This is a genomic window from Nesterenkonia halophila (assembly GCF_009467795.1).
GTDB lineage: Bacteria > Actinomycetota > Actinomycetes > Actinomycetales > Micrococcaceae > Nesterenkonia > Nesterenkonia halobia.
Genome location: NZ_WIAX01000008.1, coordinates 164,751 through 187,830 on the forward strand (window position 1 = coordinate 164,751; position 23,080 = coordinate 187,830).

Genomic DNA, 23,080 nt, shown 5'->3' on the forward strand with positions numbered 1-23,080 from the left:
CCGTGGCCGTCTTCGACGACCCGCTGCGGGACCATCAGCACCTGGACGCCGCCGACGTCGACCATCTGCACCATCTGGTGGGCGACTGGCAGATGCTGGCCGACCTGGCGTTCTCGGATCTGGTCCTCTGGTTCCCTCCCACGGAGGAGGGCTTCGTCGACGAGGAGCAGCGCTCCTTCATCGCCTTGGCCCAGGCGCGGCCGTCGACCACCCAGACCGTGGTCCACCGCGACGTCGTCGGCGACCGGATCCGGGCGGATCTGAAGCCGATGGTCGCCCGCGCCTGGAAGCACCAGGTGGAGACCAACTCCTCCGACCAGGGGATGCCGGCGCCGGCGCGGATGCGCGTGCAGGCGGTGCCGGTGCTGCGCGGCGGGCGCACCCTGGCGGTGGTCACGCTGCACTACTCGGTGGCCGCGCTGCGCACCCCCTCGCGGCTGGAGCTGACCTATCGGCGCTGCGCGGCGGACCTGCTGACGATGATCGTGCAGGGGCGCTGGCCGCAGGGCCCCTACGAGTTCAACAGCTTCGGCGGCGCGCCCCGGGTCGGCGACGGGCTGCTGCGCCTCGACGCCGAGGGGCGGATCTCCTTCGCCAGCCCGAACGCGATCTCCGCGCTCTCCCGGCTCGGAGTCGCGGACTCGCTGGAGGGGCGTTCGCTGGCCGGCATCGGCGCCGAGCTGCAGCGGGCCACCGGAGTGGCCGTCGACGAGACCCAGCCGATGCTGCTCACCGGGAAGAAGGCCAGCCGCACCGAGCTGGAGGCCCACGGCGCCGTGGTCACCGTGCGGTCGGTGCCGCTCTACCGCGACGACGAGCGCTTCGGCGCGCTGGTGCTCTGCCGCGACGTCACCGAGCTGCGTCGCCGCGACCGGCAGCTGATGAGCAAGGACGCCACGATCAAGGAGATCCACCACCGGGTGAAGAACAATCTCCAGACAGTCTCGGCGCTGCTGCGCATGCAGTCCCGGCGGATGGACGGAGAGGAGGGCCGCGGGGGCCTGCAGCGGGCGATGCGCCGGGTGGAGACCATCGCGATGGTCCACGACTCGCTGTCCAAGGGACTGGAGGAGAGCGTCGACGTCGACGAGCTGATGCGCCGCCAGCTGCATCTGGCCGCGGAGATGGCCCAGTCGGAGCGCTCGGTGGCCACGCGTCTGACGGGCAGCTTCGGGCAGCTGCCTCCGGACATGGTCACGCCGCTGGCGCTGGTGGTCACCGAAGTGGTGGCCAACGCCGTCGAGCACGGGCTGGGGACGCTCGTCGACGACGCACCGCTGACGGTGGAGCTGCGCGCCGCGCGCTACGCCGACGCCGCGGGGCGGCGCCGGCTGGATCTGGAGATCGTCGACGACGGCGTCGGCGTCCCGGAGCAGGAGTGGACGCCTGGTCTGGGGCTGCAGATCGTGGAGACCCTGGTCCGCGGCGAGCTCTCCGGCGGCATCGAATGGGTCCGCGGCGAGGGGCAGGACCCTCGGCCGGGGACGAAGGTGGTGCTCCACGCGCCGCTGGTCTCGGGCTGAGCGGCCTGTCGTCGCGGCATGAGGAGACCCCCGTCGCACGCGGCGACGGGGGTCTCTCGTCCGGTCGGCCGCCCGTGGGCGGCCGGAGGACTGCTCGGCCGGTCCTCGCTGATCAGGAGGCGCGGCGGGCGCGGGCGGCGCGCCGCTTGAGGGCTCGGCGCTCATCCTCGCTCATGCCGCCCCAGACGCCGGCGTCCTGACCGGTCTCGAGAGCCCACTGCAGGCAGGTGTCCAGCACCGGGCAGCGGCGGCAGACGCTCTTGGCCTCCTCGATCTGCAGGAGAGCCGGACCGGTGTTGCCCACCGGGAAGAAGAGCTCGGGGTCCTTGTCCAGGCAGGCGGCTCGGCTGCGCCAATCCATGCGAATCACTGCTCCTAGGCGCCCGCTCGGGGCGAGATCACTCGGGTGTCGGGCTGCGGCGGGACCTCGACCCGAGACTGTGAAGTCGCCAGGGAGGCGGTGCCGCCGACCGGGGCGCAGGGAAGCTCGGTTGCGGACGCGGGCACGACCGCACAGGTGCAACGAGACGATGCGGGGACTGCGCTCCCGGATCAGTACGTGTTCAAGGCTGACACGTTAACAGGGCGCAAACAAGATCTCCGATCCTGGAAATCAGTCGGGAGCCATGTGGAATCACTCACAGCGCAGACGCGGTTTCGTGCGGCGCCGAGGTCTGCTGCGCCGCTCGCCGCCCGGCCGCTCGTGCCGGGGATCGGCCGACGGCGGCCCGTCGTCGGCCGGCCGGCACGGAGCACTCGCTCCGGTGCGTGGTGCAATGGTCCCATGGCCTCAGAGGACTCCATCCAGCCCGACGTCCACGCCGCCGGCCGGCCCCGACCCTTCACCCGGGCGCGGGCGCGCCCGGTCACGGTGTGGCTGCTCTTCCTCATCCTCTTCGTCCAGGGAACAGCCACGGCCTTCACCGCACTCGGCTCGTTCTTCGGCTCCGATACCGCGGTGCTCGACGCCGCGGGCGTGGCGGTGATGCTGGTGGTCTACCTGCTCGCCGCCGTCGCGCTGGTGCTGCTGGGCTTCGGCCTCTTCCAGGGAGCGCCGGCGGCGCGCACTCCGGCGATGGTGATCGAGCTGCTGCTGGTGATCGTCTCGGTGAGCTATCTGGCCCAGGGGGTGCTCGTCGTCGGGCTGCTGCTGATGATCCCGGCCGCCGCCGCACTGGTGCTGGGCTACGTCGGACCCACCCAGCGCTGGATGGAGGCGGGCCGCCGCGACCGGCGGCGCTGAGCGACCGGCGCGTCCGCGGGGAACCGGCTCCGGGCCCGCGGATGAAGGAATTCTCATGCGCCGCAGGGCCTGACAGTGCGTCGGCGGTGACAGACTGGTGGCCATGGAACGCCTCGCCGACTCGTCCGCCGACCCGGCGAGCGGCCGCCGTCGACGACTGCTCGGTCCGCTGCTCGACCGGCTGCTCAGCGTGCGGGCGCGCATCCTCGCCGCCGTGGTCGGGCTCGCCGCCCTGGCCCTGGCGGCGGCCGGCACCACCGCCTTCGTGATCCAGCAGGTCCAGGTCGAGCAGCGCATCGACGCCGAGCTGGAGGCCGACGCCGAGCAGTTCCGCGTGCTGCACGAGGTGGGCATCGATCCGAGCACCGGCGAGGACTTCTCCTCGCCGACGGATCTGGTGCGCACCGCCATGCAGCGGATCATCCCCACGCGCCACGAGGACGTCGTCGGGATGGTCGACGGTCAGGTCGCCTTCACCTCGCCGGTGACCCCGATGGACATGGAGCACGACGCCGAGCTGGTCGAGGCGCTCTCCGGTCCGACGACGGCGGAGCGGGCGAGCCTCTCGACGATCACGACCGAGCAGACCACCTATCGCGTCGCCGTCGTGCCGGTCCATCCGGAGGGCGACGAGGAGGGCGGCGTCGCGGCCTTCGCGATGGCCCACGACATCGCCGCGGAGAAGGGGGTCTTCGCCGAGGGCTTCGTGACCTACGGGATCGTCGCCGCGCTGTCGCTGGTCGTCGTCGCGGTCGTCGGCTCGGTGATCGCCGGCCGGCTGCTGCGTCCGGTCGGGGTGCTGGCCTCCTCGGCCCGGCGGATCGGCCGGGAGGACCTCTCCGAGCGGATCCCGGTGACCGGCAGCGACGACCTCGCCGAGATGACCCGCTCGGTCAACGAGATGCTCGATCGACTCGAGGATTCGGTGCGCGCCCAGGACCGGCTCATCCACGACGTCTCCCACGAGCTGCGCACTCCGCTGACCATCCTGCGCGGGCATCTGGAGGTGCTCGACGTCGGCGATCCCGAGGACGTGACCGCCACGCGGCGGCTGACCCTGGACGAGATGCAGCGGATGAACCGCGTGATCGACGACCTGACCACGCTGGCGCAGGCCGGTCACCCGGAGTTCGTCCACCCCGTCCCCGCCGACGTCGGCCGGCTCACCGACGAGGTCTATGACAAGGCCGTCGCGCTGGGGGAGCAGCGATGGGTGGTCGACGCCCGCGCTGAGGGCGAGGTGTCGCTGGACCGCGAGCGGATCACCCAGGCCTGGCTGCAGCTGGCGGCCAACGCTGCGAAGTTCTCCCCGCCCGGCGCCGAGGTCCGCCTGGGCTCGGAGCTCGTCGGCGGTGAGCTGCGACTCACCGTCCGCGACCAGGGCGCCGGCATCGCCGAGGAGGACCGGGAGCGCATCTTCGAACGGTTCGGCCGCGCCGACGCGTCCACGCCGGGCTCGGGCCTGGGCCTGCCCATCGTCCGGGAGATCTCGCGCGCTCATCGCGGCCGGGTCGAGGTCGACTCCGAGCTCGGCGTCGGCACCATCGTCACCGTCGTCCTGCCGACGGAGGCTCCGCGGCGTCCGGAGCCCGGAGCGGCGCGGTCCCGGGCCGAGGGCGCGACCGACGATGGGCATGACCACCACGACAGAGAGGCAGATCGATGACCCGGATCCTGATCGTCGAGGACGAGGACCTGATCGCGTCGTTCGTGGAGAAGGGGCTGCGCGCCGCCGGCTACACGGTGGTCCGCGGCGCCACCGCCCGCGAGGGCTACGAGCTGGCGATGAACAATGCGGTGGACTTGGCGGTCCTGGACCTGCGGCTGCCCGACGCCGACGGGTTGGATCTGCTCTCCCGCCTGCGCGGGGACGGCTTCCGGGCGCCGGTGGTCATCCTCACAGCGCGCAGCACGCCGGCCGACACGGTGGTGGGGCTGGAGTCGGGGGCCGACGACTACATGGCGAAGCCGTTCAGCATCGACGAGCTGCTCGCCCGGATCCGGCTGCGCCTGCGCGGCACCACGGGCGAGGAGCCCAGCACGCTCTCCGCCGGCCGGCTGACGCTGGATCTGCACGCCCGGCGCATCGCCGTCGGCGACGCCGAGCATGAGCTCTCCTCCCGCGAATTCGCGCTGGCCGAGACCTTCATGCGGCATCCGGGGCAGGTGCTCTCCCGCCAGCAGCTCCTGGAGCTGGTCTGGGGATACACCTTCGACCCCGGGTCCAATCTGGTCGACGTCTACGTCCGCTACCTCCGCGGCAAAGTCGGCGCCGCGGCGATCACCACGGTGCGCGGCGTGGGCTACCGGCTGGAGGCCTGAGGGGCGGCGCAGTCGGCGGCCGCGAGGGGTCCGGCTCAGTCATCGTCCTCGTCGTCCTCATCGTCATCGTCGTCCCAGTCGTCATCGTCCCCGTCGTCGTCCACCGTCGTCGGCGGCGCGGGGTCCACTGTGCTGGGCGTGGTCCAGGACCCGTCGCTGCTGCTTCCGCCGGAGCCACCGCCGTCCTTTCCGCCGGTCGTCCCGTCGTCGTCCGGGGAGGGCGTCGGCGAGGCCGCGGGGGAGGGCGTCGCCGTCTCGGTCGGCGACGGGGAGGACGCGTCGGAGGAGGGCTCGGCGGATGACGCGGCGGAGGACGTGGCGGAGGACGCCGACGGCGTGCTCGGCCGGGCGGTCTCGGCGCCGACCTCCACGGCCGGGCCCAGATCGCGGCCGCCGTCGTCGCCGGCGAGAGCGGCGAACGCCGCGGCACCGCCGACGGCGATGATGCTCAGCGCGCCGGCGACGGTCCAGGTGCTCTGTCGACCCATGGGGGCTGGTCCTTCCTCTCCGCCGAGGACGGGGGTCCTCGGCCATTCTCCCCGACGGTCGGCGACGATCCGTCGGGATGATGTGCCTCCATCCTCTCCGGTGCGCATGAACACTCGATGAGGCGACGATGAGAGAGCTCTCACTCCCGCCGGACGCCGTCGAGGAGCACCGAGTCGACGGAGCTGTCGACAGAACCGGAGACGGCGGCGCGCAGTGCGGCCGCGACCTCGGTGTGCCGGGGGCGCACGGCGTAGACGCAGCCCAGTCGCAGCAGCGCGGCCAGCTCGTAGGTCGCCAGCGCCTCCTCCGGCACGCCGCGCCGCGCGGCGGCGTCGGTCACCGTCGCCGCGACGGTGCGGCTCTGCGCGGGGGCCCAGATCCCCTGGCGCCGACGCAGCGTCGCGTGGGCGCGCAGGTTGCCCAGATCCAGGGCCGGGTCGGCGAGACAGGCGGTGTCGGCGTCCAGCAGCCCGGGCGCGGGGCCGCCGTCCTCGCCCTCGTCACCGTCGTCCTCGTCCCGCTCGCCGTCAGCGACGGCGACCAGCAGCTGCTTGTCGTGCAGGTCCCGATGGGCGGGGGCGAGCGGGCGGTCCGGCAGCCGCCGCAGCCGTCCGGCGAGCAGCTCGGCGGCCGCGCGGGTGCGTTCGACGTCGGCGATCCAGCAGGCGACGCGATCGACCCAGCCGGTCAGCACCGCGGCCTCGGCGGCGGCGTCGTGGACGGGCGCCGCCGGATCGGCGGGAGCCGAGGAGGCCGTGATCCAGGCGGAGCAGACCGTCTCCCAGGCCCGCCGCCAGCGCCGCGGCGAGAACGGCGTCGGATCGTGCAGGCCGATGCCCGGCAGCGCGGCGAAGGTCACCGTCGAGGCGTCGTGGTCCAGCACGGCAGGGGTGCGGAACGGCCCGTCGAAGGCCGCCGCCCGCTCGATCCCGCGGAGGATGCCCGCGGCGCGGCCCCGCCTGACGACCTTGACGAATCGATCGTCGAGGCGGACCACCGCCCGGCGTCCCGGCCGGTGGGAGACGACCTCGCCGAGGTCGGCCGGCCGGGCCAGGGCCGCGAGCTTCGGGTCGCGGCCGGGGGGCAGCAGCTCGAGGCCGTCGGCGCCGAGGAAGCCGGCCCGCCGGGCGCCGCCGTCGTCGAGCTCGACGGCCAGGCGCGCGCCGTCGGCGGCGGGCCAGGCCCGGGTGACGGCCAGGCGCCGGCCCTCGACGAGGAGCGCGGCCGGCGGGAGGTCCGGCACGGCCTGCAATGCTGTGCTCGGCGGCGCCGCAGCAGGGGGAGTCGCAGCTGGGGGAATCATCGTCATCCTCTCCGGGTCCGGGGCGGTCGCCCCCTGTCGAGACGTCCTGGGGCGGTCGCGGCGGAGTCCTCCTCCGCGCGGTCGGCCGCTCGTCGGGCATGGTCCAGCGTCCGGCGCATCGCCTGCGGCCAGTCGCGGTCGCGGCGGCGGAACGGCTCCCCGGCGGCCTCCAGGTGGGCGTGGGCCTCCCAGCCGGCCAGCCGCGCCGGATCCACCGGAGCCTCGGCGGCGTAGCCGTCCAGGAAGGCCTTCGCCAGATGCGGCAGGGTGAGCCGGCGGCAGGCGGCGAGCCAGGAGCCCGCGTCGCGCATCGGGTCGCCGAGCCCGCAGCGGTCGAGGTCGACGAGCCGGATCTCCGGGGCCGCGGCGCCCGCGGGCTCGCCGATCAGCAGCTGGTCGGGCGAGAGATCGCCGTGCAGCTCCGCCACGCCGTCGGCCGCGGAGCCGTCGGAGGGCAGCGTGGCCGCCAGGCGCCCGGCGAGGTCCCGCGCCTCCGCGGCGACCCAGGGGGCCGGCACCGCGAGCGACGCGGCGGCGGCCTGCGGCCCGGGCTCCAGGCGGCGGAGGCCCCGTGCGCCGTCGGCGGGCGCAGTCCGGAGGGTGCGACGATGCAGCCGTCCGATCGCCGTCCCGGCGGCCGCGGCGGCGGAGACGACGGTGCGGGGGCTCGCCGCCGCGGACGGGGCCAGCAGGTCGCCTGTTCCCCACAGCGGCGAGGCCACGGCGGTCCCGCGCCGTCCCACGATCTGGTGATCGAGGACGGGCACGCCCGCAGCCCGCCAGCGGCCGGCGGCCGCGACCAGGTGATCCTGGCTCCGGGCGGCGACCCGGACCACGGTCGCCTGCTCGGCGTCGGTCCCGACGACGCGGCGGCGCGGGTTGTAGCGCAGGATCTGCGCGACGAGTCCGGGCATCCGCTCGCGGGCGGCGTCGAGTTCGCGGGCGAGCTCCGGGTCGTCGAGGATCTCCCCGCTGAGCAGCCGGAGGCCGTCGAGCCGTCGGTCCAGGACGGTTCCGCCGCGGCGGGAGGCGCGGCGGTGCGCCGCGGCGACCTTGTCCGCGTCGTCGGTCAGCAGGACCCACGCGTGACGGCCGTGGTCGTCCACCACGGAGGCGACCAGCGACCGCCCCGGCTTCAGGCGCAGCCGACGGACCTCCACCGACCGTCCCAGCACCTCGGAGAGGGCCGAGGCGTCCAGGACCGTCGCCGCGCCCGGCAGCCGGATCGCCGCGGCGGCGACGGCATCGGCCTCGGTGCGCGTCGGCGCGGGCACCCCGGCGGGTCGCGGCGCGTGCGGCGGCCGGGTCGGGCCGGTCATCGGTCGGCTCCGGTCACGGCCGGTCGCGCGACGGGCCCCGTGTCCGGCCGGTCGGCCCCCGCCGGAGACGACGCCGAGGCGGTCTCGGCCGCGCGCTGCTGGGAGGCGGCCCAGCAGGAGAGCCGCGAGCCGGGATCGGCCAGCAGCTCCTCCGGCGCGCCGTCCTCGAGGATCCGCCCGCCGTCGAGCCAGACCACCCGGTCGAGCCCGGCGATCATGCTCAGGTCGTGGGTGATGGCGATCGTGGTGCGGCCGGCGGTGAGCTCCCGCAGCGAGGACTCCACCACCTCGCGGGAGGCGGGGTCCAGGCCGGTGGTCGGCTCGTCGAGCAGCACGATCGGCGCATCGCGCACCAGCGCCCGGGCCAGCGCGATCCGCTGCCGCTGGCCGCCGGAGAGCGTGTCGCCGCGGGCGCCCAGCTCGGTGTCGTAGCCCTCGGGCAGCCGGGAGATGAATTCGTGGGCCCCGGCGCGGTGCGCGGCGGCGACGACCTCCTCGTCAGCGGCCTCGCGGCGCCCGTGACGGATGTTCTCCCGCACGCTGCCGGTGAACAGCACCGACTCCTGCAGCAGCACCGCGACGGAGGAGCGCAGCTCGGCGCGGGTCACGTTGCGGGTGGAGATCCCGTCGACCATCACCGACCCGGCGTCGGGGTCGGCCAGGCGCAGCAGATAGCCCGCCAGCGTCGACTTGCCCGCGCCGGAGGGGCCCAGCAGGCCCACGCGCTGGCCGGCCGGCACGTGCAGCGACAGCTCCTCGAAGAGCCGGGCGCCGCGGTGGTCGTCGGCGGTGATCCGCCAGAAGCTCACCTCTCCGGAGGGCCGGCCCAGGGACAGCGGGCGGCGCGGATCGCGGATCTCGACCTCCTCGGCCAGCAGATCGGCGATGCGCTCGCCGGAGGCCGCCGCCCGGGCGATGCGGCCGGTGTACTTGGCCATGTCGCGCAGCGGCTTCATCGCGATCTTCAGATACATCAGGAACAGCACCATGTCGCCGGGAGTCATCGTGCCCACCAGCACCTGCCAGCCGCCGACGCCGAGCACCACGGCTGTGGCCAGACCCACCAGCAGGTCGGTGGAGCGCTCCAGCCGGGCGGCCAGCCGGCGGGCCCGGATGCCGGCCTTCAGCGCCTCGGCGTTGCCGGCGGCGAAACCGGAGGCGACGGTCTCCTCGAGCCCGTAGGACTGGACGACCCGGATGGCGCCGAGCGCCTCGGCGGCGTCGCCGACCAGCCGGCCCTCGCCCCGGCGGGTCGAGCGCGAGGCCGAGGAGATCTTCGGGCTCAGCAGCCGGCTGGCCAGCAGATAGCCGGAGCCGGCGGCGATCAGGATCAGCGCCAGCAGCGGGTTGAGCACGGTGACCACGACGAACAGGGCGACCAGCGTCAGCAGGTTGCCGACCAGCGGCAGCCCGGCGGTGACCGCGACCTCCTGCAGGCGGCCCATGTCGCCCACGAGCCGCTGCGAGGTGTCGCCGACCGAGGCGCGCGAGTGATACCGCAGGGACAGCGCCTGGATGTGCTCGAACACGCGGGTGCGCAGGCGCGTGGTGACTTTCACCCCGGTCTGGGCGAAGGCGATCGTGGAGGCGTAGTTGCACAGCGCCCGGCCGCCGACGATCAGCGCCAGAGCGCAGGACCAGAAGACCAGGACTCCGACGACTCCGCCGCCGGCGCCCGGCGCGCCCGTCACGTCGGCGCCCAGGGCGCTGGAGACGGCGTCGACGGCGATCTTCACCGGCCACGGCTCGAGGATGCGGAAGGCCACGTCGCCGAGCAGGGCGAGCAGTCCCAGCGTCACGGCGAGCTTGTGCTCCCTCAGGTGGGGCAGGATCATGCCCAGCGTCCGTCGCAGGGCACGACGGTGCTGGGTGCGGCTGCGCCGGGCGTCGCTGCGGCTCATCGCGGCGCCACCTCCTGACGAGGCACGGCGTCGCCCCCGACGGCGGCCAGCACGTCCTGCGCGCGGCGCGCCCAGCTGTGCCGGGCGACGACGGCGCGGCGGCCGGCGGCGGCGAGGTCGTGCCGAAGGTCGGCGTCGGCGACGAGCCGGTCCAGGGCCGCGGCCAGCGCGTCGACGTCGCCGGCGGGCACCAGCAGTCCGCGGGGCGGTTCCGCGGAGCCGCCGGCGAGCAGCTCGGGCAGCTCGCCGACGTCGGAGGCGACCACGGCGGCGCCGGCGGCCAGGTACTCGTAGACCTTCAGCGGGGAGAAGTAGTGCTCCTCCGGGGCGGCCGGCGCCGGGTACGGGGCGACGGCGACGTCCAGCGCCGCGACCGCCCGCGGCATCTGCTCCGGGGCGACCGCGCCGGTGAACTCCACCTGCGCAGCGATCCCCAGCCGGTCGGCGAGCTCGCCCAGCGCCGTGCGCCGGGGCCCGGTGCCGATGATCTGCAGCCGCGGCCGGGTCCTCTCCTCCGCGGCGGCGACCGCCTGCGTGCGGGCGAAGGCCTCGAGCAGCAGCTCGGTGCCGTGCCAGGACTTCAGCGTGCCGACGAACCCGATCGTCGGGGCCTCGCCGCTCGCCGGGCTCGTCGGGCGTCGGGCGGGACGGAAACGGTCGACGTCGACCCCGTTGGGCACGAGGCGGATCGGGGAGCCGGCCGCGGCGTCGCTCCGGGCCTCGGCGCCTGCGGCCTCGCGCATCTCGCCGACCCATCGGGCCACCGGGGCCGAGACGCAGGTGACCAGGTCGGCGGCGGCCAGCGTCTCGCCGGCGGCCTGCTCGGCGGTCGCGGCGTCGTGCAGCCGGCGGTGGGTGCTCTGCTCCGCGAGCAGCGGCGCATTGACCTCGACGACGAGGCGGCTCGCCGGGGCGCGGCGGACTGCGCGGGCGCCGGCGCGGGAGAACAGCGAGAAGCGCTCGTAGAGCAGATCCGGACCGTGCGGGCCGTGGGCCGCGGCCTGTTCGGCCATCCGCTCCGCAGTGCGGACCACCGCCTGTTCGCGTCCGGCGGCGCCCTTGACGCCCTCGACCGGGAGCACGACGGTCTCCAGGTCCGCCAGATCGGCGGGCACGGCGGCGGTGGAGGGGTCCTGCGCGTCGTCGCCGAGCTTGGTGCAGAAGACGGTGACCTCGTGGCCGAGGGCGCGGAAGGACCGGATCATCTCCTGGGCGTGGACGGCGGCGCCCTTGGTGCCGAAGATCCCGATGCCGGGGTCGGCCAGCAGATAGGCGATCCTCATGCCGGCACCTCCGTTCCGCGTCGGGCGGTGCCGACGAGGGCGGCGGCGGGTGCGGCCGGGGTCGACTCGGTGACGACCGTCGTGTCGGACGACTCGAGCTCCGCGGCCGGGGCGTCGACGAGGGCGCGCAGCCGCAGCGCCTGGCCGGTCGAGTCGAAGCGCTCCTCGACCAGCCGACGGGCCGATTCGAGCAGCTCGCGGTGCTCGGCCGCCGGGGCCGCCGTCGCGGCCACGATGGCCTCGACCAGCGCGTCGACGTCGCCGGAGGGCACCAGCCAGCCGGTCCGACCGGGGCGGATCACCTCGGCGACGGCGGCCACGTCGGCGGCCACGCAGCGGATCCCCCGGGCCATGGCCTCCAGCAGCACTGTGGGAAGCCCGTCGACGTTGCCGTCGTGGCCGACGACGAACGGGGCGACGAAGGCGTCGTGGTCGTCGAAGAGCATGCTGATCTCCCGCTGGGTCCGCGGACCCAGCAGTCGGACATGCTCGGTCAATCCGGCCGCGGCGATCTGCTCGCGCAGGCCCTCGGCCAGCGGCCCGTCGCCGGCGATGTCGGCCTCCGCCCGGAGCCCGCGGGCGCGCAGCCGGGCGACCGCCTCGACCAGCAGGCCGAAGCCCTTCTTCTCCACCAGGCGCCCGACGCCGAGCAGCCGGATCGGCCCGTCGTCGGCGTCGCCGGTGTGGTCGGCGCCGCGGCCTCCGTCGGCCTCGTCGTCCGCGTCCCGGCGGTGCACCCGCGGGCGGAACGGGAAGCGCTCGAGCTCCAGGCCGTTGTGCACCAGATGCAGTCGGCGGGTCGCCGCGGGGAAGCGGCGGCGCAGGTCGTCCAGGTTGTGCGCCGAGATGGTCACGGCGTGGTGGGCCTCGGCGAGCTTCGTCTCCAGCGCCCGCTGGTCGACGTCGTCGTGATGGATGTCCTTGGCGTGGGCGGTGAAGGAGTAGGGCACTCCGGTGATCCGGCTCGCCAGTCGGGCGACGGTGGTCGCCATCGAGGCGAAGTGCGCGTGGAGGTGGTCGACGTCGTGATCGCGGGCGGCGGCGGCCAGGTCGACCGCCTGCTGGGCGTCGTCGTGGCCGTGGGCGAGCAGCTCGGGCATCTCGGCGGAGAGGCCGGCGGCGATCTGCGGGTCCTCGGCGGCCGCGGCCAGCCGCTCCCACAGCCGACCGCCCGAGGTCGCCCGCGGCAGATGCACCACCGGGGCCTCGACGCGGGCCAGCTCAGGATGGAACCGGGCGTCGGCGGTGGGGCGCAGCGAGAAGATCACCACGCGCTCGCCGGCGGCCTCGCGGGCGAGGATCTCGGAGACCACGAAGGTCTCGGAGAAGCGCGGGTACATCTTCAGCACATAGCCGATGGTCCGCCGGCGCGCGGCGCCGGGCGTCGAAGGCGCGGGGCTCGTCGGCCCCGTCCCAGTCTCCGTCTCACTCTCAGCGGACATGGTCGAGGATCCTCTCCGTGCGGTGGTCGGGGGCGGATGCGGTCTCGCCGCGGCCGGGGTGGGCGGCGTGCGGGGCGGTCTGCACGGTCTGTGTGGTCGGCGTCGTCGTCGCCGGCGTCGTCGGGCGCAGCTGGCGGGCGGCGATCCCGGGCAGACGGGCGAGCCCGTCGCGGTCGATGTGCTCGCGCGTCGTCCGGCGGGAGACGGCTTCGGCGAGCCAGTCGCCGAGTCGCTGGGGAGTCGCCGCGGCGGCCTCGAGCATGTCGGCGGCTCCGGAGGCGGCCAGCGCGGCGGCGCGTCGGGGCTGTTCGGCCCGGCGCGTGCTGCGCGGCACGAACAGTGCCGGCGTGGTGGAGTCGAGGATCTCGGCGGCGGAGTTGTAGCCGGCCATGGAGATCACCGCCCGCGCGTCGCGGATCAGCTGCGGCAGGTGGGGGCTGCGGCGCTGCACGCGGACCCGGCCGACCGGTCCCGGGCGTCGTCGCGCCTCTGCGGCGGCGCGCACCACTGCGTCGTGGTCCTGCCGGGACATCTGCGGTCCGGTGATGATCAGATGCCGGTGGCCGGCCGGCACCGGGGCCGCCGCGGCGGCCGCGGCGAGGCGGCCGCCGTCGGCCCCGCCGCCGACGGTGGTGAGCACGGAGGGGACGGCGGACGCTGCGAGCACGTCGGCTCCGTCCCCGTCGTCCTCGTCGACCGCGTCCTCGTGGGCGCCGTCCTCGTCGGCGGGCCCCGAGCAGGCGTCGGCCGGGCGCCCGCGTGCGAGATACCCGGTGAACTCCGTGCGGTCGGCCAGCGTGCGCGGGACCTCGCCGGCGGCGATCGGATCGTGGACCCGCGGGTCGCCGTAGATCCAGACGGCGTCGTAGGAGTCGGCGACGGCTCCGGCGCCGACGGCCGACCATTCGCGGGATGCCGCCTCGGGGGAGTCGAGGACCTCGCGCAGTCCGAGCACGCAGCGGGTCCCGCGCAGTCTCAGCTGGTCGAGGGAGGGGGCGAGCTCGCCGTCGATGCCGAACGGGTGCCGGTCCACGATGAACAGGTCCGGCGCCAGCGACTCCAGCGCCGCGGCGACGGCGCTGCGGCGCAGGCGGGAGAGTCGGGCGGAGCTCATCTCGAGGTGCCGAGCGGCGTAGCCCTCGACCGCGGGGGAGAACCCCGGCAGCACCATCCAGTCCCAGCCCGGCGGCAGAGAGTCGGCCGCGGCGCCCGGGTGGCCGGCGATGAGCAGCCCGCGGACCCGGTGCCCGGTGATCCTCGGCAGGCCGGCGGCCAGCGCATGGGCCACCGCTCGGTTCCTGCGGGCATGCCCCAGGCCGACGGAGTCGTGGGAGTAGAGCGCAACGGTGATCGTCATGCATCCCACCGTCGTGCGCCGCCATGAAGCAACGGTGAGACGCGGATGAGAATCCGCGGGCGGGATTCTCATCCTGTTCTCATGGACCTCTCATCCGCGAGGTCCGCGGGGCGGTCAGCTGACCGGGCCGGTCCACTTCTCGCCCGGGCCCTGGCCCGGGGCGTCGGGCACCGAGGACTCCTCGCGGAAGGCCAGCTGCAGCGACCGGAGCCCGTCGCGCAGGGGCATCGCGTGCTGCGAGCCGACCTCCGGGGCGGCGGCGGTGACCAGGCCGGCCAGCGCGGTGATCAGCTTGCGCGCCTCGTCCAGGTCCTTCATGGCCGCGGCCTCGTCGTCCTCGGCCAGGCCGGTCTTCACCGCCGCGGCGCTCATCAGGTGCACCGACACGGTGTTGATCAGCTCGACGGCCGGCACCTCGGCGATGTCGCGGGCCTGCTGGTCGACCGCCTGCTGCAGGGCGTCGACGGAGCCGGCCTCGGACGCCGCCTCGCCGGCCGCGTCGGAGGCGCCCTCCCGGTTGTTCTGCTCACTCTGCATGCTGGTAAGCTTGTCATAGTCTGGATGTGCGCGCGACCGCGGTCGCGGCACCCCATCGACACCACGGCCATCGCCTCACACAGGAGCTAGACAGATCAGCGAACCACGCATCAACGAACGGATCCGCGTCCCGGAAGTCCGCCTGGTAGGACCTCAGGGTGAGCAGGTGGGCATCGTCAGGATCGAGGATGCCCAGAGACTCGCCTCGGAGGCGGATCTGGACCTCGTCGAGGTGGCGCCTCGCTCCAAGCCTCCGGTCTGCAAGCTGATGGACTTCGGCAAGTGGAAGTACGAGGCCGCCGTGAAGGCGCGCGAGTCTCGGAAGAACCAGACGACCACGGTCCTCAAGGAGGTCCGCTTCCGGCTGAAGATCGACGAGCACGACTACGAGACCAAGGTCGGCAACGCGCGTCGCTTCCTCACCGCCGGCGACAAAGTCAAGGCGATCATCCAGTTCCGCGGACGCGAGCAGCAGCGCCCCGAGATGGGCGTGCGCCTGCTGCGGCGCTTCGCCGCGGACGTCGAGGACCTGGGATCCGTCGAGTCGACGCCGCGCCAGGACGGTCGCCACATGGTCATGGTCGTCGGTCCGCTGAAGACCAAGGCCGAGAACAAGAAGCAGCAGGCCGCCGAGGCCTCCGACCAGGACGACGCGGAGAAGGGCAAGGGCGAGTCCCGCCGGGCGCGCAAGAACAAGGAGCGCGTGTCCACGGAGCAGAAGGACGCCAAGCCGCTGTCCAACTCCATGGCCGACTACCTGCCGGACGAGCTGAAGGACCTCTGAACCCGTCCCTCCGGGGCGGGCATGGAGCATCGACGGGTGGGGACCCCGGGATCACCCGGGTCCGGATCCGTCCGCGTCCCGGGGAGGACGGCGCGCCGATGATGGCGTAGACTGTCTCCTCGGGTTCTCGGCAGAGACCTGCGTCCTCGTGCGCCCTCGACGGGCGGGCCGGGGCCGCGCGCCTGCCGATCCTCTGACAAGGGGGCCGTGGGAACGCCGCAGGGTCGACGACGTCGGCCCGGCGATCCCGGACGGCCCCACCTCTGTGCCGCCGCCGGGCAGGACCCGGCACAGGCGCAGCAGGTCCGGACGATGTAAGGAGAACGGCACCATGCCGAAGATGAAGACCCACAGCGGGGCCAAGAAGCGCTTCAAGCTCACCGGCTCCGGCAAGATCAAGCGCCAGCAGGCCAACCGTCGCCACTACCTGGAGCACAAGTCTTCGCGCCTGACGCGTCGTCTGGCCGGTGACCAGATCGTCACCAAGGCCGATGAGAAGCGCATCAAGCGCATGCTGGGCATCTGAGCGTCCGTTCCCCGGACGGCGGATCCCGCCGCGCCGGCGCCGTCGCTCTGCGGACTCGCCGCGGAGCCTGACGCCCGGCCGCATCCTGACAGCGAACGAAGACTGACAGCCCCCGCCGCGTCGACGCGGTCGCGCGGCCCGGAGCATCCGGGCCGGCGCCGGACGGGCGGGGGAGCACGGGGCTCGGCCCCGACGACTCCAAGGAGAATCACGTGGCACGTGTGAAGCGGGCGGTCAACGCCCACAAGAAGCGCCGCAAGGTCCTCGACCGGGCCTCCGGCTACCGCGGTCAGCGGTCCCGCCTGTACCGCAAGGCGAACGAGCAGCTGCTGCACTCGTTCACCTACAACTACCAGCACCGCAAGAAGCGCAAGGGCGACTTCCGCCGCCTGTGGATCCAGCGCATCAACGCTGCCGCCCGGGCGCACGGCATGACCTACAACCGCTTCGTCCAGGGCCTGAAGGCCGCCGGCGTCGAGGTGGACCGTCGCATGCTCGCCGAGCTGGCCGTCTCCGACGCCCAGTCCTTCGGCACGCTGGTGGAGACGGCGCGCCGGGCCCTGCCGCAGGACGTCAACGCGGCCCGCGCCTGAGTCGCCCGACTCGCGCAGCATCTGCGGCCGGCTCCGCTCGACGCGGCCGGTCGGACGACGGCGCCCGTCCCCTGCTTCGGCAGGGGGCGGGCGCCGTCGTCGTGCGGGGCGCCCGCCCCGCCGCACCCCGCGCCAGTGAGCGCCAGTGAGGAAGGATGGACGCCATGACGGACACCGATGTGCTGACCAACCCCGGCGCCGACCGGGTGAAGAAGATCGCCGCGCTGGCCACTCGCGCCGGCCGACGGAAGCAGGGCCGCTTCCTGGCGGAGGGCCCGCAGCCGGTGCGCGAGGCGCTGGCGCTGTGGCTGCGGCGCTGGGAGGACGGCGCCGCCGTCGGCCCGCTGCCGCAGCTGGACGCGCTCTACTTCACCGCCGAGGCGCTCGAGGCCCACCCCGACGTCCAGGCGCTGCTCGACCGCGCCCGCGGACTGCTCTTCGACCCGCAGGACCCGGTGCCGCGCGCCTCGAAGTTCTTCCTGCGCGAGGCCACTGCGGAGGTCGTCGCGGCGATGGGCGACGCCGAGACCTCGCAGGGGCTGGTCGCCGTCGGGCGGATCCCGCGCGGCGAGGCCGATCTGTCCCCGCTGGAGTCTGCGCGGCTGGCCGCCGGCCTGCTCGGGCTGAAGGATCCGGGCAACGTCGGCACCATCATCCGCACCGCCGACGCCGCCGGAGCCGGCGCCGTCGTGCTCGCCCCCGGCACCACCGACCCCTGGGCGCCGAAGGTGGTCCGTGCCGCGGCCGGCTCGCACTTCAACCTGCCGCTGTTCGTCGGCATCGACCCGGAGGATCTCGTGACCTCGGTCCGGGGGCAGGGCACGCGCGTGCTCGCCGCCGACGGGGCCGGGGAGGTCGCCCTGACCGACGTCGAGCGTCCCGGCGAGCCGGCGCTGTGGCTCTTCGGCCATGAGGCCCACGGGCTCAGCGCGGAGCAGAAGGCGCTGGCCGACGCCCGGGTCTCCATCCCGCTCTACGGGCGGGCCGAGTCGCTGAACGTCGCCACGGCGGCCACCGTCTGCCTGTACTCCACGGCGATGGCCCAGCACGCCGGAGCGCCGCACGCCGACGGGAGCAGCGGGGGAGCGGACCGGTGAGCCGCGAGGTCGAGAACACCGGCTTCGAGTGCGGCCACTGTCGTCGGCGCGTCTCCCGGCAGTCCGGCGGAAGCTATCGCAACCACTGTCCGCACTGCCTGTGGTCCCGCCACGTCGACGTCGCCCCCGGCGACCGCGCCGCCGACTGCGGAGCGGCGATGGAGCCGGTCGGCGTCGACCACTCGGGCAAGAAGGGCTTCGTGCTGATCCACCGCTGCAGCGCCTGCGGCGCCGAGGACCGCAACCGACTGGCCCCCGACGACGACATGGACGTGGTCATCGAGCTGCAGCGCCCGCGCTGAGGCGTCGCACGCACCAGTGATGGCCCCACCTGCGCACGAGGTGGGGCCATCGCCCTGCTCATCTCACTGAGCCCAGTTGCAGTGCCTCCCAGCTCAGCTCCTTGAGCCGTGTATGCAGTTGTCAGCGCCGGTCGCGCCGCCTCGGCGGACGCCGGCGGAGGATGCCCGGTGAGGCAGGGTGGCGACGGTCTCGCCGTCGTCGATCAGCCGCGGTCGGTCGGCGCTCAGCGGCCGGCCGGGGTGACGTCCGTGCTGGCGATGTGCTCCGGACGCGGCTTCGGCGCGGCGAAGGGCTCGCCGCAGGTGTTCTCCACCGAGTTGTAGACGATGAAGACGTTCGACCGCGGGTACGGGGTGACGTTGCCGTTCGAGGCGTGCATGCAGTTGCTGTCGAACATCACGGCGCCGCCGGCGGGGCCCTCGAGCACGTCGATGCCGAAACGGTCGGCGAACTCGGTCAGCGTCTCCGGGTCGGGGACGCCGGCGCCCTGCATGACCAGCGACTGCCTGTGGTTGTCCTCCGGAGTCTTCTCCTGGGCACTGATGTAGTGCTTGTGAGACCCCGGCATGATCATCAGCGGACCGTTGTAGGAGTAGTTGTCGGTCAGCGAGATGGAGATGGACAACGCCCGCGGCGTGGGCATGCCGTCCTCGGCGTGCCAGGTCTCGAAGTCCGAGTGCCAGGTGAAGTCCTTGCCCACGAACTCGGGCTTGTAGTTGATGCGGCTCTGGTGGATGTAGACGTCCGAGCCGAGGATCTGCCGCGCCCGGTCCACCACGCGCGGGTCGTTGGCGATCTTCGAGAAGATCTCGTTGCTGCGGTGGATGTCGAAGATGGAGCGGACCTCGTCGGACTTGGCCTCGACGACGGTGCGCTCGTCGGCCTTGACATTGGGGTCCTCGGACAGCCGCTTCAGCTCGGCGCGGAAGAGCTCCAGCTCCTCGCCGGTGATCAGCTCGTCGACGGTCAGATAGCCCTTCGTATCGAAGCCGCGCAGCGTCTCGGCGTCCATCGGGCCCTGCTCGGCGGTGCCCTGCACCACCGGATCCCGGCGCTCGATGACGCGGGTGCGCTCGCCGTCGCGGGTGGGGTAGAGGTCCGTCACGTCCTGGACGGTCGTCGTCATGGGGTCGACCTCCTGTCTCGTCGCAGACGTTCCATTCGTGTCGAGTCGACGGCGGCCGGGCTCCCGCTGCGGGGTCGATTCCGTGGCCGCCGCCACTTCCGGACCGTACCCAGGAGCGTGCGGGACTGCAACTGCTGTCGTGCCGGAAGCTGAGCCGCGTCCGCTCAGGGTCAGGCAGGCTCTGAATATGGTTGCTCCGCGGCACTGTGCCATCACCGAGGCCCATATCGTCCCCGTCACCGCCGAGTCGTTCCACGGCACCGTGGTGGTCACCGACGGGCGGATCGCCGCGCTGGGCCCCGACGTCGAGGTCCCGGCCGGCCACGAGGTCGTCGACGCCGCCGGCGGCCGGGTGCTGCCCGGCCTGGTCGACGCGCATGTTCACCTCGGCGTCCACGAGGAGGGCGAGGGCTGGGCCGGCGACGAGACCAACGAGACCACCGACCCGGTCACCGCCGCCGCCCGGGCGATCGACGCGGTCAACCCCGACGACGTCGGCTTCGACGACGCGCTGGCCGGCGGCGTCACCAGCGTCAACGTCAACCCCGGCTCGGCGAATCCGATCGGCGGACTGAGCGTGGCGCTGAAGACCCACGGGCGCCTCGTCGACGAGATGGTGCTGCGCTCGCCGGCGGGGCTGAAGGCCGCGCTCGGCGAGAACCCCAAACAGGTCCACGGCGAGCAGAAGCGGACGCCGAACACCCGTCTCGGCGTCGCGCTGACCCAGCGGCAGGCCTTCTCCGCGGCCCGGGCCTGGATGGACAAGCCGGAGGCGGAGCGCGAGACCGACCTGGTCTCGGAGGCGCTGGCCCGGGTGCTGCGCGGCGAGATCCCGTGGCGGCAGCACTGCCACCGAGCCGACGACATCGCCACGGCGCTGCGCGTGGCCGACGAGTTCGGCCACCGGCTGGTGCTCGACCACGGCACCGAGGCGCATCTGATCGCCGACGTCGTCGCCGCTCGGGACGTGCCGGTGCTCTACGGGCCGATGATCGTCTCGCGCAGCAAGGTCGAGGTCCGCCGGCGCAGCCCGGCGGCGCCGGGCATCCTCGCCGCGGCCGGGGTGAAGGTCTCGCTGATCACCGACCACCCGGTGGTGCCGATCGACTTCCTCGTCCACCAGGCCGCGCTGGCGGTGCGCGAGGGGATGGAGCCGGCCGAGGCGCTGAAGGCGGTGACCATCCACCCCGCCGAGGTGCTCGGCGTCACCGATCGGGTCGGGTCGCTGGAGGTCGGCAAGGACGCCGACGTCGTGCTCTGGTCCGGCGACCCGCTGGACACCCGTCATCGCGCGCTGCGCACCTGGATCGAGGGAGCCGAGGTCTACTCCTACGACGAGCAGACCCGCAGCGGCACAGTGGCCGCCCGCGGTTGAGCCCGCCGGGTCAGGGACGCGGCGGCGGCGTCGGGGCGCCGCGCGGCGGGGCGAGCTTGCGCACCCGCGGGATCGTCGACGTCGTCTGCTGGTTCCCTCCCCGCTCGCCGGTGCTCTGCTCCGCGGCCGCGCCTGCGCCGGCCGGGCGGGCCCGATGCGGCGAGGGATCCCAGCCGCGGTCGACCACGCGGCGCTGCATCAGGATCGCCGCGGCCAGGATGAACAGCCCGATCAGGGCGATGACCACCAGTCCGGCGACGGTGCCCAGCTGGGCGCCGTAGCCGATGAGCAGGCCGAACCAGCCGAAGTCGGTGTCGCCGAAGGTGGTGTTCAGATCGCCCATGTCGCCGAGGACGCCGAGCAGCAGCGCCGGCAGGAAGGTGATCATCAGCCCGTTGACGAACCCGCCGGCCACGGCGCCGCGCCGCCCGCCGGTGGCGTTGCCGTAGACCCCGGCCGCACCGCCGGTGAAGAAATGCGGCACCAGCCCGGGCAGGATCAGCGCCAGCCCGAGGATCGGGTTGAGCCACAGCGAGAGCGCGGCCAGGCCGAGCAGGCCGCCGACGAAGCTGGAGAGGAAGCCGACCAGCACTGCGTTCTGCGCGTACGGGAAGACGATCGGCGCGTCCAGCGCCGGGATCGCGCCGGGGACCAGCTTCGCGGCGATTCCCTGGAACGCCGGCACGATCTCGCCGAGGATGGTGCGCACCCCGAAGAGGATCACCGCCACCGCGATGCCGAACTGCAGCCCCTGGGTGACCGACTGCATCAAGAAGTTCCCCGGCCCGGAGGCCCCGTCGTCGAAGGCCGTGTAGGCGGCCTCGCCCTCGCGGACCAGCGAGATCAGCGCGACGACGACGTACATCAGCACCATCGACAGCGCGGTGGCGACCATCGAGTCGCGCAGGAAGCGCAGCGACTCCGGCAGCCGCAGCTCCTCGGTGGAGCGGCTGGAGCGGCCACCGACGGCGCGGCCGACGGCGCCGGCGGCCACATAGCCGGCCGTGCCGAAGTGCCCGATGGCCACGCTGTCGTCGCCGGTGATGCGCCGGGTCCACGGATGCGCCAGCGCCGGCAGCGAGACCATCAGGATGCCCAGCAGGGCGCCGCCGAGGAGCACGGTCACCGTGCCGGAGAAGCCGGCCGTCGCCAGCACGATGGTCAGCAGCGTGGCCATGAAGAGGATGTGGTGGCCGGTGAGGAAGACATAGCGCAGCGGGGTGAAGCGCGCCAGCACCAGCGAGATCGCGAAGCCCAGGATCATCAGCCAGGCCACCTGCGCGCCGTGCTCCTGCTGCGCGATGCCGACGATCGCCTCATTGGTCGGGATGACTCCCTGGGCGCCGGTGGCGCCGCGGATCATCGACCCCAGCGGATCCAGCGAGGCGGTGACCAGCGTGGCCCCGGCGCCGATGAGCAGGAAGCCCAGCGTGGCCTTCAGCCCGCCGCCGATCACCTGGCCGACGGATCGGCGCAGGGCGATGAGCCCGACGGCGGTGATCAGGCCGATGAGGAACGCGGGGACGCTGAGGATCTCGTTGACGAGGAACTCGGCGAGGGCGACGAGCCAGTCCATGGTGTGAGACTCCTGGGGCGTGAGCTGGCGGGTGTGCGGTGTGCGGGGCGCGTCGGTCAGACGTCGTAGAGGTCGCGCAGCGCGGCGTCGAGCTCGGCGGTGCTGGTGAAGTTCTCCACCACGCGGACCGGCACGTCGACGGCGCCGAGCGTCTTGGCGATCTCGCCGGAGGTCAGGATGGCCGTAGCCTCGGAGGTGCGGCCGCGCGCAGAGATGGTGTCGGTCGCCTCGACGGTGACGAACGGAGCCCAGCGCCAGGTCTCGAGCACCTGCTCGAGCGTGTTCTTCAGGAACAGCGAGGTGCCCAGCCCGTTGCCGCAGACGGTCAGGATCAGGTGCTGATCAGTCGTCCGCGCGGCGGCGTCGGAGCCCTGAGCCGACTCCTCGGCGGCTTCCTCCGCGGCGGGGTCTGCGCTCGCGGCGGCCGGCGTCGCGGGCTGCTCGTGCCGGCTCTCCGGCTGTTCGGCGGCGAGCAGAAGCTCGCGCAGCCGCCGCGGGGAGTCGGCGGCCTCCAGCTCCGCGCGCCGTCGCGGGTCGGCGAGCAGCCGGGCCAGCCGCGCCATCGCGCGGGTGTGGGCGACGTCGTCGTCGGCGGCCAGGCCGACCACCAGGCCGACCGGATCATGGCTGCCGTGGCCGAAGGGCACCGGCTCGGCCAGCCGCACCCAGGACAGCCCGGTGCGTGCCACGCCGGCGGTGGGGCGGGCGTGGGCCAGGGCGAAGCCCGGGGCGACCACGATATAGGGGCCGTGCTCCTCGACCAGCCGCCGCATCGCCGCGGTGTAGTCGTCGTCTGCGACGCCGGCGGCGACCAGCAGCCGGCCCGCCTCGTCGACGGCCTCGCGCCAGTCGGCGGCGGCGACGTCGAGTGCGATCGACTCCTCGGCCAGCAGGGCGGCCGGCGAGTCGGCCTGCTGGTCGTCGGACGAATGTGAGGTGGGTGACGCCATGGAGGGAACGGTAGCACCGGCTGACAGGTCA

General features: G+C 73.8%; 22 protein-coding genes. 10 read left to right on the forward strand and 12 right to left on the reverse strand.

Annotation, left to right across the window (positions count from 1 at the left end):
- Nucleotides 1-2 precede the first annotated feature (2 nt).
- The gene (locus GCL72_RS04230; protein WP_153143463.1) at nucleotides 3-1,523 is read left to right on the forward strand and encodes a sensor histidine kinase; all 1,521 of its coding nucleotides are present in this window, start codon (nucleotides 3-5) and stop codon (nucleotides 1,521-1,523) included.
- Between the two features lie 112 nt (nucleotides 1,524-1,635).
- On the opposite strand, the gene GCL72_RS04235 is transcribed toward GCL72_RS04230, so the two are convergent.
- Entirely contained in the window at nucleotides 1,636-1,884 is a 249-nt protein-coding gene (locus tag GCL72_RS04235; RefSeq protein ID WP_010524898.1) for a WhiB family transcriptional regulator, read from the reverse strand.
- 423 nt (nucleotides 1,885-2,307) lie between these two features.
- Here GCL72_RS04235 and GCL72_RS04240 point away from each other — a divergent pair, with 423 nt between their 5' ends.
- From GCL72_RS04240 to GCL72_RS04250, 3 genes are all read left to right on the forward strand, one after another.
- On the forward strand, nucleotides 2,308-2,766 hold the full coding sequence (locus GCL72_RS04240) for a hypothetical protein (RefSeq protein ID WP_153143464.1): 459 nt from the start codon (nucleotides 2,308-2,310) through the stop codon (nucleotides 2,764-2,766).
- Between the two features lie 103 nt (nucleotides 2,767-2,869).
- Nucleotides 2,870-4,432 carry a sensor histidine kinase gene (locus GCL72_RS04245; RefSeq protein WP_153143465.1) on the forward strand — a complete coding sequence of 521 codons (1,563 nt, stop codon included), beginning with the start codon at nucleotides 2,870-2,872 and terminating at the stop codon, nucleotides 4,430-4,432.
- Complete coding sequence (locus GCL72_RS04250) at nucleotides 4,429-5,088, forward strand: response regulator transcription factor (protein WP_153143466.1); 660 nt, start codon at nucleotides 4,429-4,431, stop codon at nucleotides 5,086-5,088. The genes GCL72_RS04245 and GCL72_RS04250 overlap by 4 nt, the downstream gene beginning before the upstream one ends.
- A 35-nt stretch (nucleotides 5,089-5,123) precedes the next feature.
- Here GCL72_RS04250 and GCL72_RS04255 read toward each other — a convergent pair whose 3' ends face one another.
- The 8 genes from GCL72_RS04255 to GCL72_RS04290 all read right to left on the reverse strand — a co-directional run bounded on the left by GCL72_RS04255 (nucleotide 5,124) and on the right by GCL72_RS04290 (nucleotide 14,719).
- Nucleotides 5,124-5,576 (reverse strand): hypothetical protein, encoded by a 453-nt coding sequence (locus GCL72_RS04255; RefSeq protein ID WP_153143467.1) that lies wholly within the window; start codon nucleotides 5,574-5,576, stop codon nucleotides 5,124-5,126.
- 140 nt (nucleotides 5,577-5,716) lie between these two features.
- Nucleotides 5,717-6,820: a hypothetical protein gene (locus GCL72_RS04260; protein WP_153143468.1), complete on the reverse strand. Its 1,104-nt coding sequence runs from the start codon at nucleotides 6,818-6,820 to the stop codon at nucleotides 5,717-5,719.
- A gap of 62 nt (nucleotides 6,821-6,882) precedes the next feature.
- A complete protein-coding gene (locus GCL72_RS04265; RefSeq protein ID WP_153143469.1) occupies nucleotides 6,883-8,199 on the reverse strand; it encodes a phosphotransferase family protein in 1,317 nt (438 codons plus the stop codon).
- Complete coding sequence (locus GCL72_RS04270) at nucleotides 8,196-10,100, reverse strand: ABC transporter ATP-binding protein (protein ID WP_153143470.1); 1,905 nt, start codon at nucleotides 10,098-10,100, stop codon at nucleotides 8,196-8,198. Before GCL72_RS04270 ends, GCL72_RS04265 begins: the two co-directional genes overlap by 4 nt.
- The gene (locus GCL72_RS04275; protein ID WP_153143471.1) at nucleotides 10,097-11,383 is read right to left on the reverse strand and encodes a glycosyltransferase family 4 protein; all 1,287 of its coding nucleotides are present in this window, start codon (nucleotides 11,381-11,383) and stop codon (nucleotides 10,097-10,099) included. Before GCL72_RS04275 ends, GCL72_RS04270 begins: the two co-directional genes overlap by 4 nt.
- On the reverse strand, nucleotides 11,380-12,825 hold the full coding sequence (locus GCL72_RS04280) for a glycosyltransferase (protein WP_153143472.1): 1,446 nt from the start codon (nucleotides 12,823-12,825) through the stop codon (nucleotides 11,380-11,382). The genes GCL72_RS04275 and GCL72_RS04280 overlap by 4 nt, the downstream gene beginning before the upstream one ends.
- A complete protein-coding gene (locus GCL72_RS04285; protein WP_153143473.1) occupies nucleotides 12,815-14,182 on the reverse strand; it encodes a glycosyltransferase family protein in 1,368 nt (455 codons plus the stop codon). The genes GCL72_RS04280 and GCL72_RS04285 overlap by 11 nt, the downstream gene beginning before the upstream one ends.
- A 114-nt stretch (nucleotides 14,183-14,296) precedes the next feature.
- Complete coding sequence (locus tag GCL72_RS04290; RefSeq protein ID WP_153143474.1) at nucleotides 14,297-14,719, reverse strand: DUF1844 domain-containing protein; 423 nt, start codon at nucleotides 14,717-14,719, stop codon at nucleotides 14,297-14,299.
- Between the two features lie 94 nt (nucleotides 14,720-14,813).
- On the opposite strand from GCL72_RS04290, the gene infC reads away from it, so the two are divergent.
- The 5 genes from infC (at nucleotide 14,814) to GCL72_RS04315 (ending at nucleotide 18,021) form a co-directional block, all read left to right on the forward strand.
- Entirely contained in the window at nucleotides 14,814-15,503 is a 690-nt protein-coding gene (infC, locus tag GCL72_RS04295) for a translation initiation factor IF-3 (RefSeq protein WP_153143475.1), read from the forward strand.
- Nucleotides 15,504-15,834: 331 nt separating this feature from the next.
- Nucleotides 15,835-16,029, forward strand: coding sequence for a 50S ribosomal protein L35 (gene rpmI / locus GCL72_RS04300; RefSeq protein ID WP_010524902.1), 195 nt, complete (start codon nucleotides 15,835-15,837; stop codon nucleotides 16,027-16,029).
- Between the two features lie 212 nt (nucleotides 16,030-16,241).
- Nucleotides 16,242-16,622, forward strand: a complete 381-nt coding sequence (gene rplT / locus GCL72_RS04305) for a 50S ribosomal protein L20 (protein ID WP_153143476.1) — start codon at nucleotides 16,242-16,244, stop codon at nucleotides 16,620-16,622.
- A gap of 164 nt (nucleotides 16,623-16,786) precedes the next feature.
- Nucleotides 16,787-17,719, forward strand: coding sequence for a TrmH family RNA methyltransferase (locus tag GCL72_RS04310; protein ID WP_153143477.1), 933 nt, complete (start codon nucleotides 16,787-16,789; stop codon nucleotides 17,717-17,719).
- Complete coding sequence (locus tag GCL72_RS04315) at nucleotides 17,716-18,021, forward strand: RNHCP domain-containing protein (RefSeq protein ID WP_153143478.1); 306 nt, start codon at nucleotides 17,716-17,718, stop codon at nucleotides 18,019-18,021. The genes GCL72_RS04310 and GCL72_RS04315 overlap by 4 nt, the downstream gene beginning before the upstream one ends.
- A 224-nt stretch (nucleotides 18,022-18,245) precedes the next feature.
- Here GCL72_RS04315 and thpD read toward each other — a convergent pair whose 3' ends face one another.
- Nucleotides 18,246-19,148 (reverse strand): ectoine hydroxylase, encoded by a 903-nt coding sequence (gene thpD / locus GCL72_RS04320; protein ID WP_153143479.1) that lies wholly within the window; start codon nucleotides 19,146-19,148, stop codon nucleotides 18,246-18,248.
- A gap of 187 nt (nucleotides 19,149-19,335) precedes the next feature.
- Here thpD and GCL72_RS04325 point away from each other — a divergent pair, with 187 nt between their 5' ends.
- Nucleotides 19,336-20,523: an amidohydrolase gene (locus GCL72_RS04325; RefSeq protein ID WP_153143480.1), complete on the forward strand. Its 1,188-nt coding sequence runs from the start codon at nucleotides 19,336-19,338 to the stop codon at nucleotides 20,521-20,523.
- 10 nt (nucleotides 20,524-20,533) lie between these two features.
- On the opposite strand, the gene ulaA is transcribed toward GCL72_RS04325, so the two are convergent.
- Entirely contained in the window at nucleotides 20,534-22,099 is a 1,566-nt protein-coding gene (gene ulaA, locus GCL72_RS04330; protein WP_153143481.1) for a PTS ascorbate transporter subunit IIC, read from the reverse strand.
- Nucleotides 22,100-22,155: 56 nt separating this feature from the next.
- On the reverse strand, nucleotides 22,156-23,049 hold the full coding sequence (locus GCL72_RS04335; RefSeq protein ID WP_153143482.1) for a PTS sugar transporter subunit IIAB: 894 nt from the start codon (nucleotides 23,047-23,049) through the stop codon (nucleotides 22,156-22,158).
- Nucleotides 23,050-23,080 lie beyond the last annotated feature (31 nt).

Excerpts from the sequence above, each read along its gene's own strand:
- GCL72_RS04250 (WP_153143466.1), top strand. The coding sequence starts at position 4,429 with ATGACCCGGATCCTGATCGTCGAGGACGAGGACCTGATCGCGTCGTTC.
- GCL72_RS04285 (WP_153143473.1), bottom strand. The coding sequence starts at position 14,182 with ATGACGATCACCGTTGCGCTCTACTCCCACGACTCCGTCGGCCTGGGG.
- GCL72_RS04265 (WP_153143469.1), bottom strand. The coding sequence starts at position 8,199 with ATGACCGGCCCGACCCGGCCGCCGCACGCGCCGCGACCCGCCGGGGTG.
- GCL72_RS04310 (WP_153143477.1), top strand. The coding sequence starts at position 16,787 with ATGACGGACACCGATGTGCTGACCAACCCCGGCGCCGACCGGGTGAAG.
- rpmI (WP_010524902.1), top strand. The coding sequence starts at position 15,835 with ATGCCGAAGATGAAGACCCACAGCGGGGCCAAGAAGCGCTTCAAGCTC.
- GCL72_RS04335 (WP_153143482.1), bottom strand. The coding sequence starts at position 23,049 with ATGGCGTCACCCACCTCACATTCGTCCGACGACCAGCAGGCCGACTCG.
- GCL72_RS04240 (WP_153143464.1), top strand. The coding sequence starts at position 2,308 with ATGGCCTCAGAGGACTCCATCCAGCCCGACGTCCACGCCGCCGGCCGG.
- GCL72_RS04325 (WP_153143480.1), top strand. The coding sequence starts at position 19,336 with ATGGTTGCTCCGCGGCACTGTGCCATCACCGAGGCCCATATCGTCCCC.
- GCL72_RS04290 (WP_153143474.1), bottom strand. The coding sequence starts at position 14,719 with ATGCAGAGTGAGCAGAACAACCGGGAGGGCGCCTCCGACGCGGCCGGC.
- GCL72_RS04235 (WP_010524898.1), bottom strand. The coding sequence starts at position 1,884 with ATGGATTGGCGCAGCCGAGCCGCCTGCCTGGACAAGGACCCCGAGCTC.
- ulaA (WP_153143481.1), bottom strand. The coding sequence starts at position 22,099 with ATGGACTGGCTCGTCGCCCTCGCCGAGTTCCTCGTCAACGAGATCCTC.
- GCL72_RS04275 (WP_153143471.1), bottom strand. The coding sequence starts at position 11,383 with ATGAGGATCGCCTATCTGCTGGCCGACCCCGGCATCGGGATCTTCGGC.
- GCL72_RS04270 (WP_153143470.1), bottom strand. The coding sequence starts at position 10,100 with ATGAGCCGCAGCGACGCCCGGCGCAGCCGCACCCAGCACCGTCGTGCC.
- GCL72_RS04255 (WP_153143467.1), bottom strand. The coding sequence starts at position 5,576 with ATGGGTCGACAGAGCACCTGGACCGTCGCCGGCGCGCTGAGCATCATC.
- GCL72_RS04245 (WP_153143465.1), top strand. The coding sequence starts at position 2,870 with ATGGAACGCCTCGCCGACTCGTCCGCCGACCCGGCGAGCGGCCGCCGT.
- thpD (WP_153143479.1), bottom strand. The coding sequence starts at position 19,148 with ATGACGACGACCGTCCAGGACGTGACGGACCTCTACCCCACCCGCGAC.
- GCL72_RS04280 (WP_153143472.1), bottom strand. The coding sequence starts at position 12,825 with ATGTCCGCTGAGAGTGAGACGGAGACTGGGACGGGGCCGACGAGCCCC.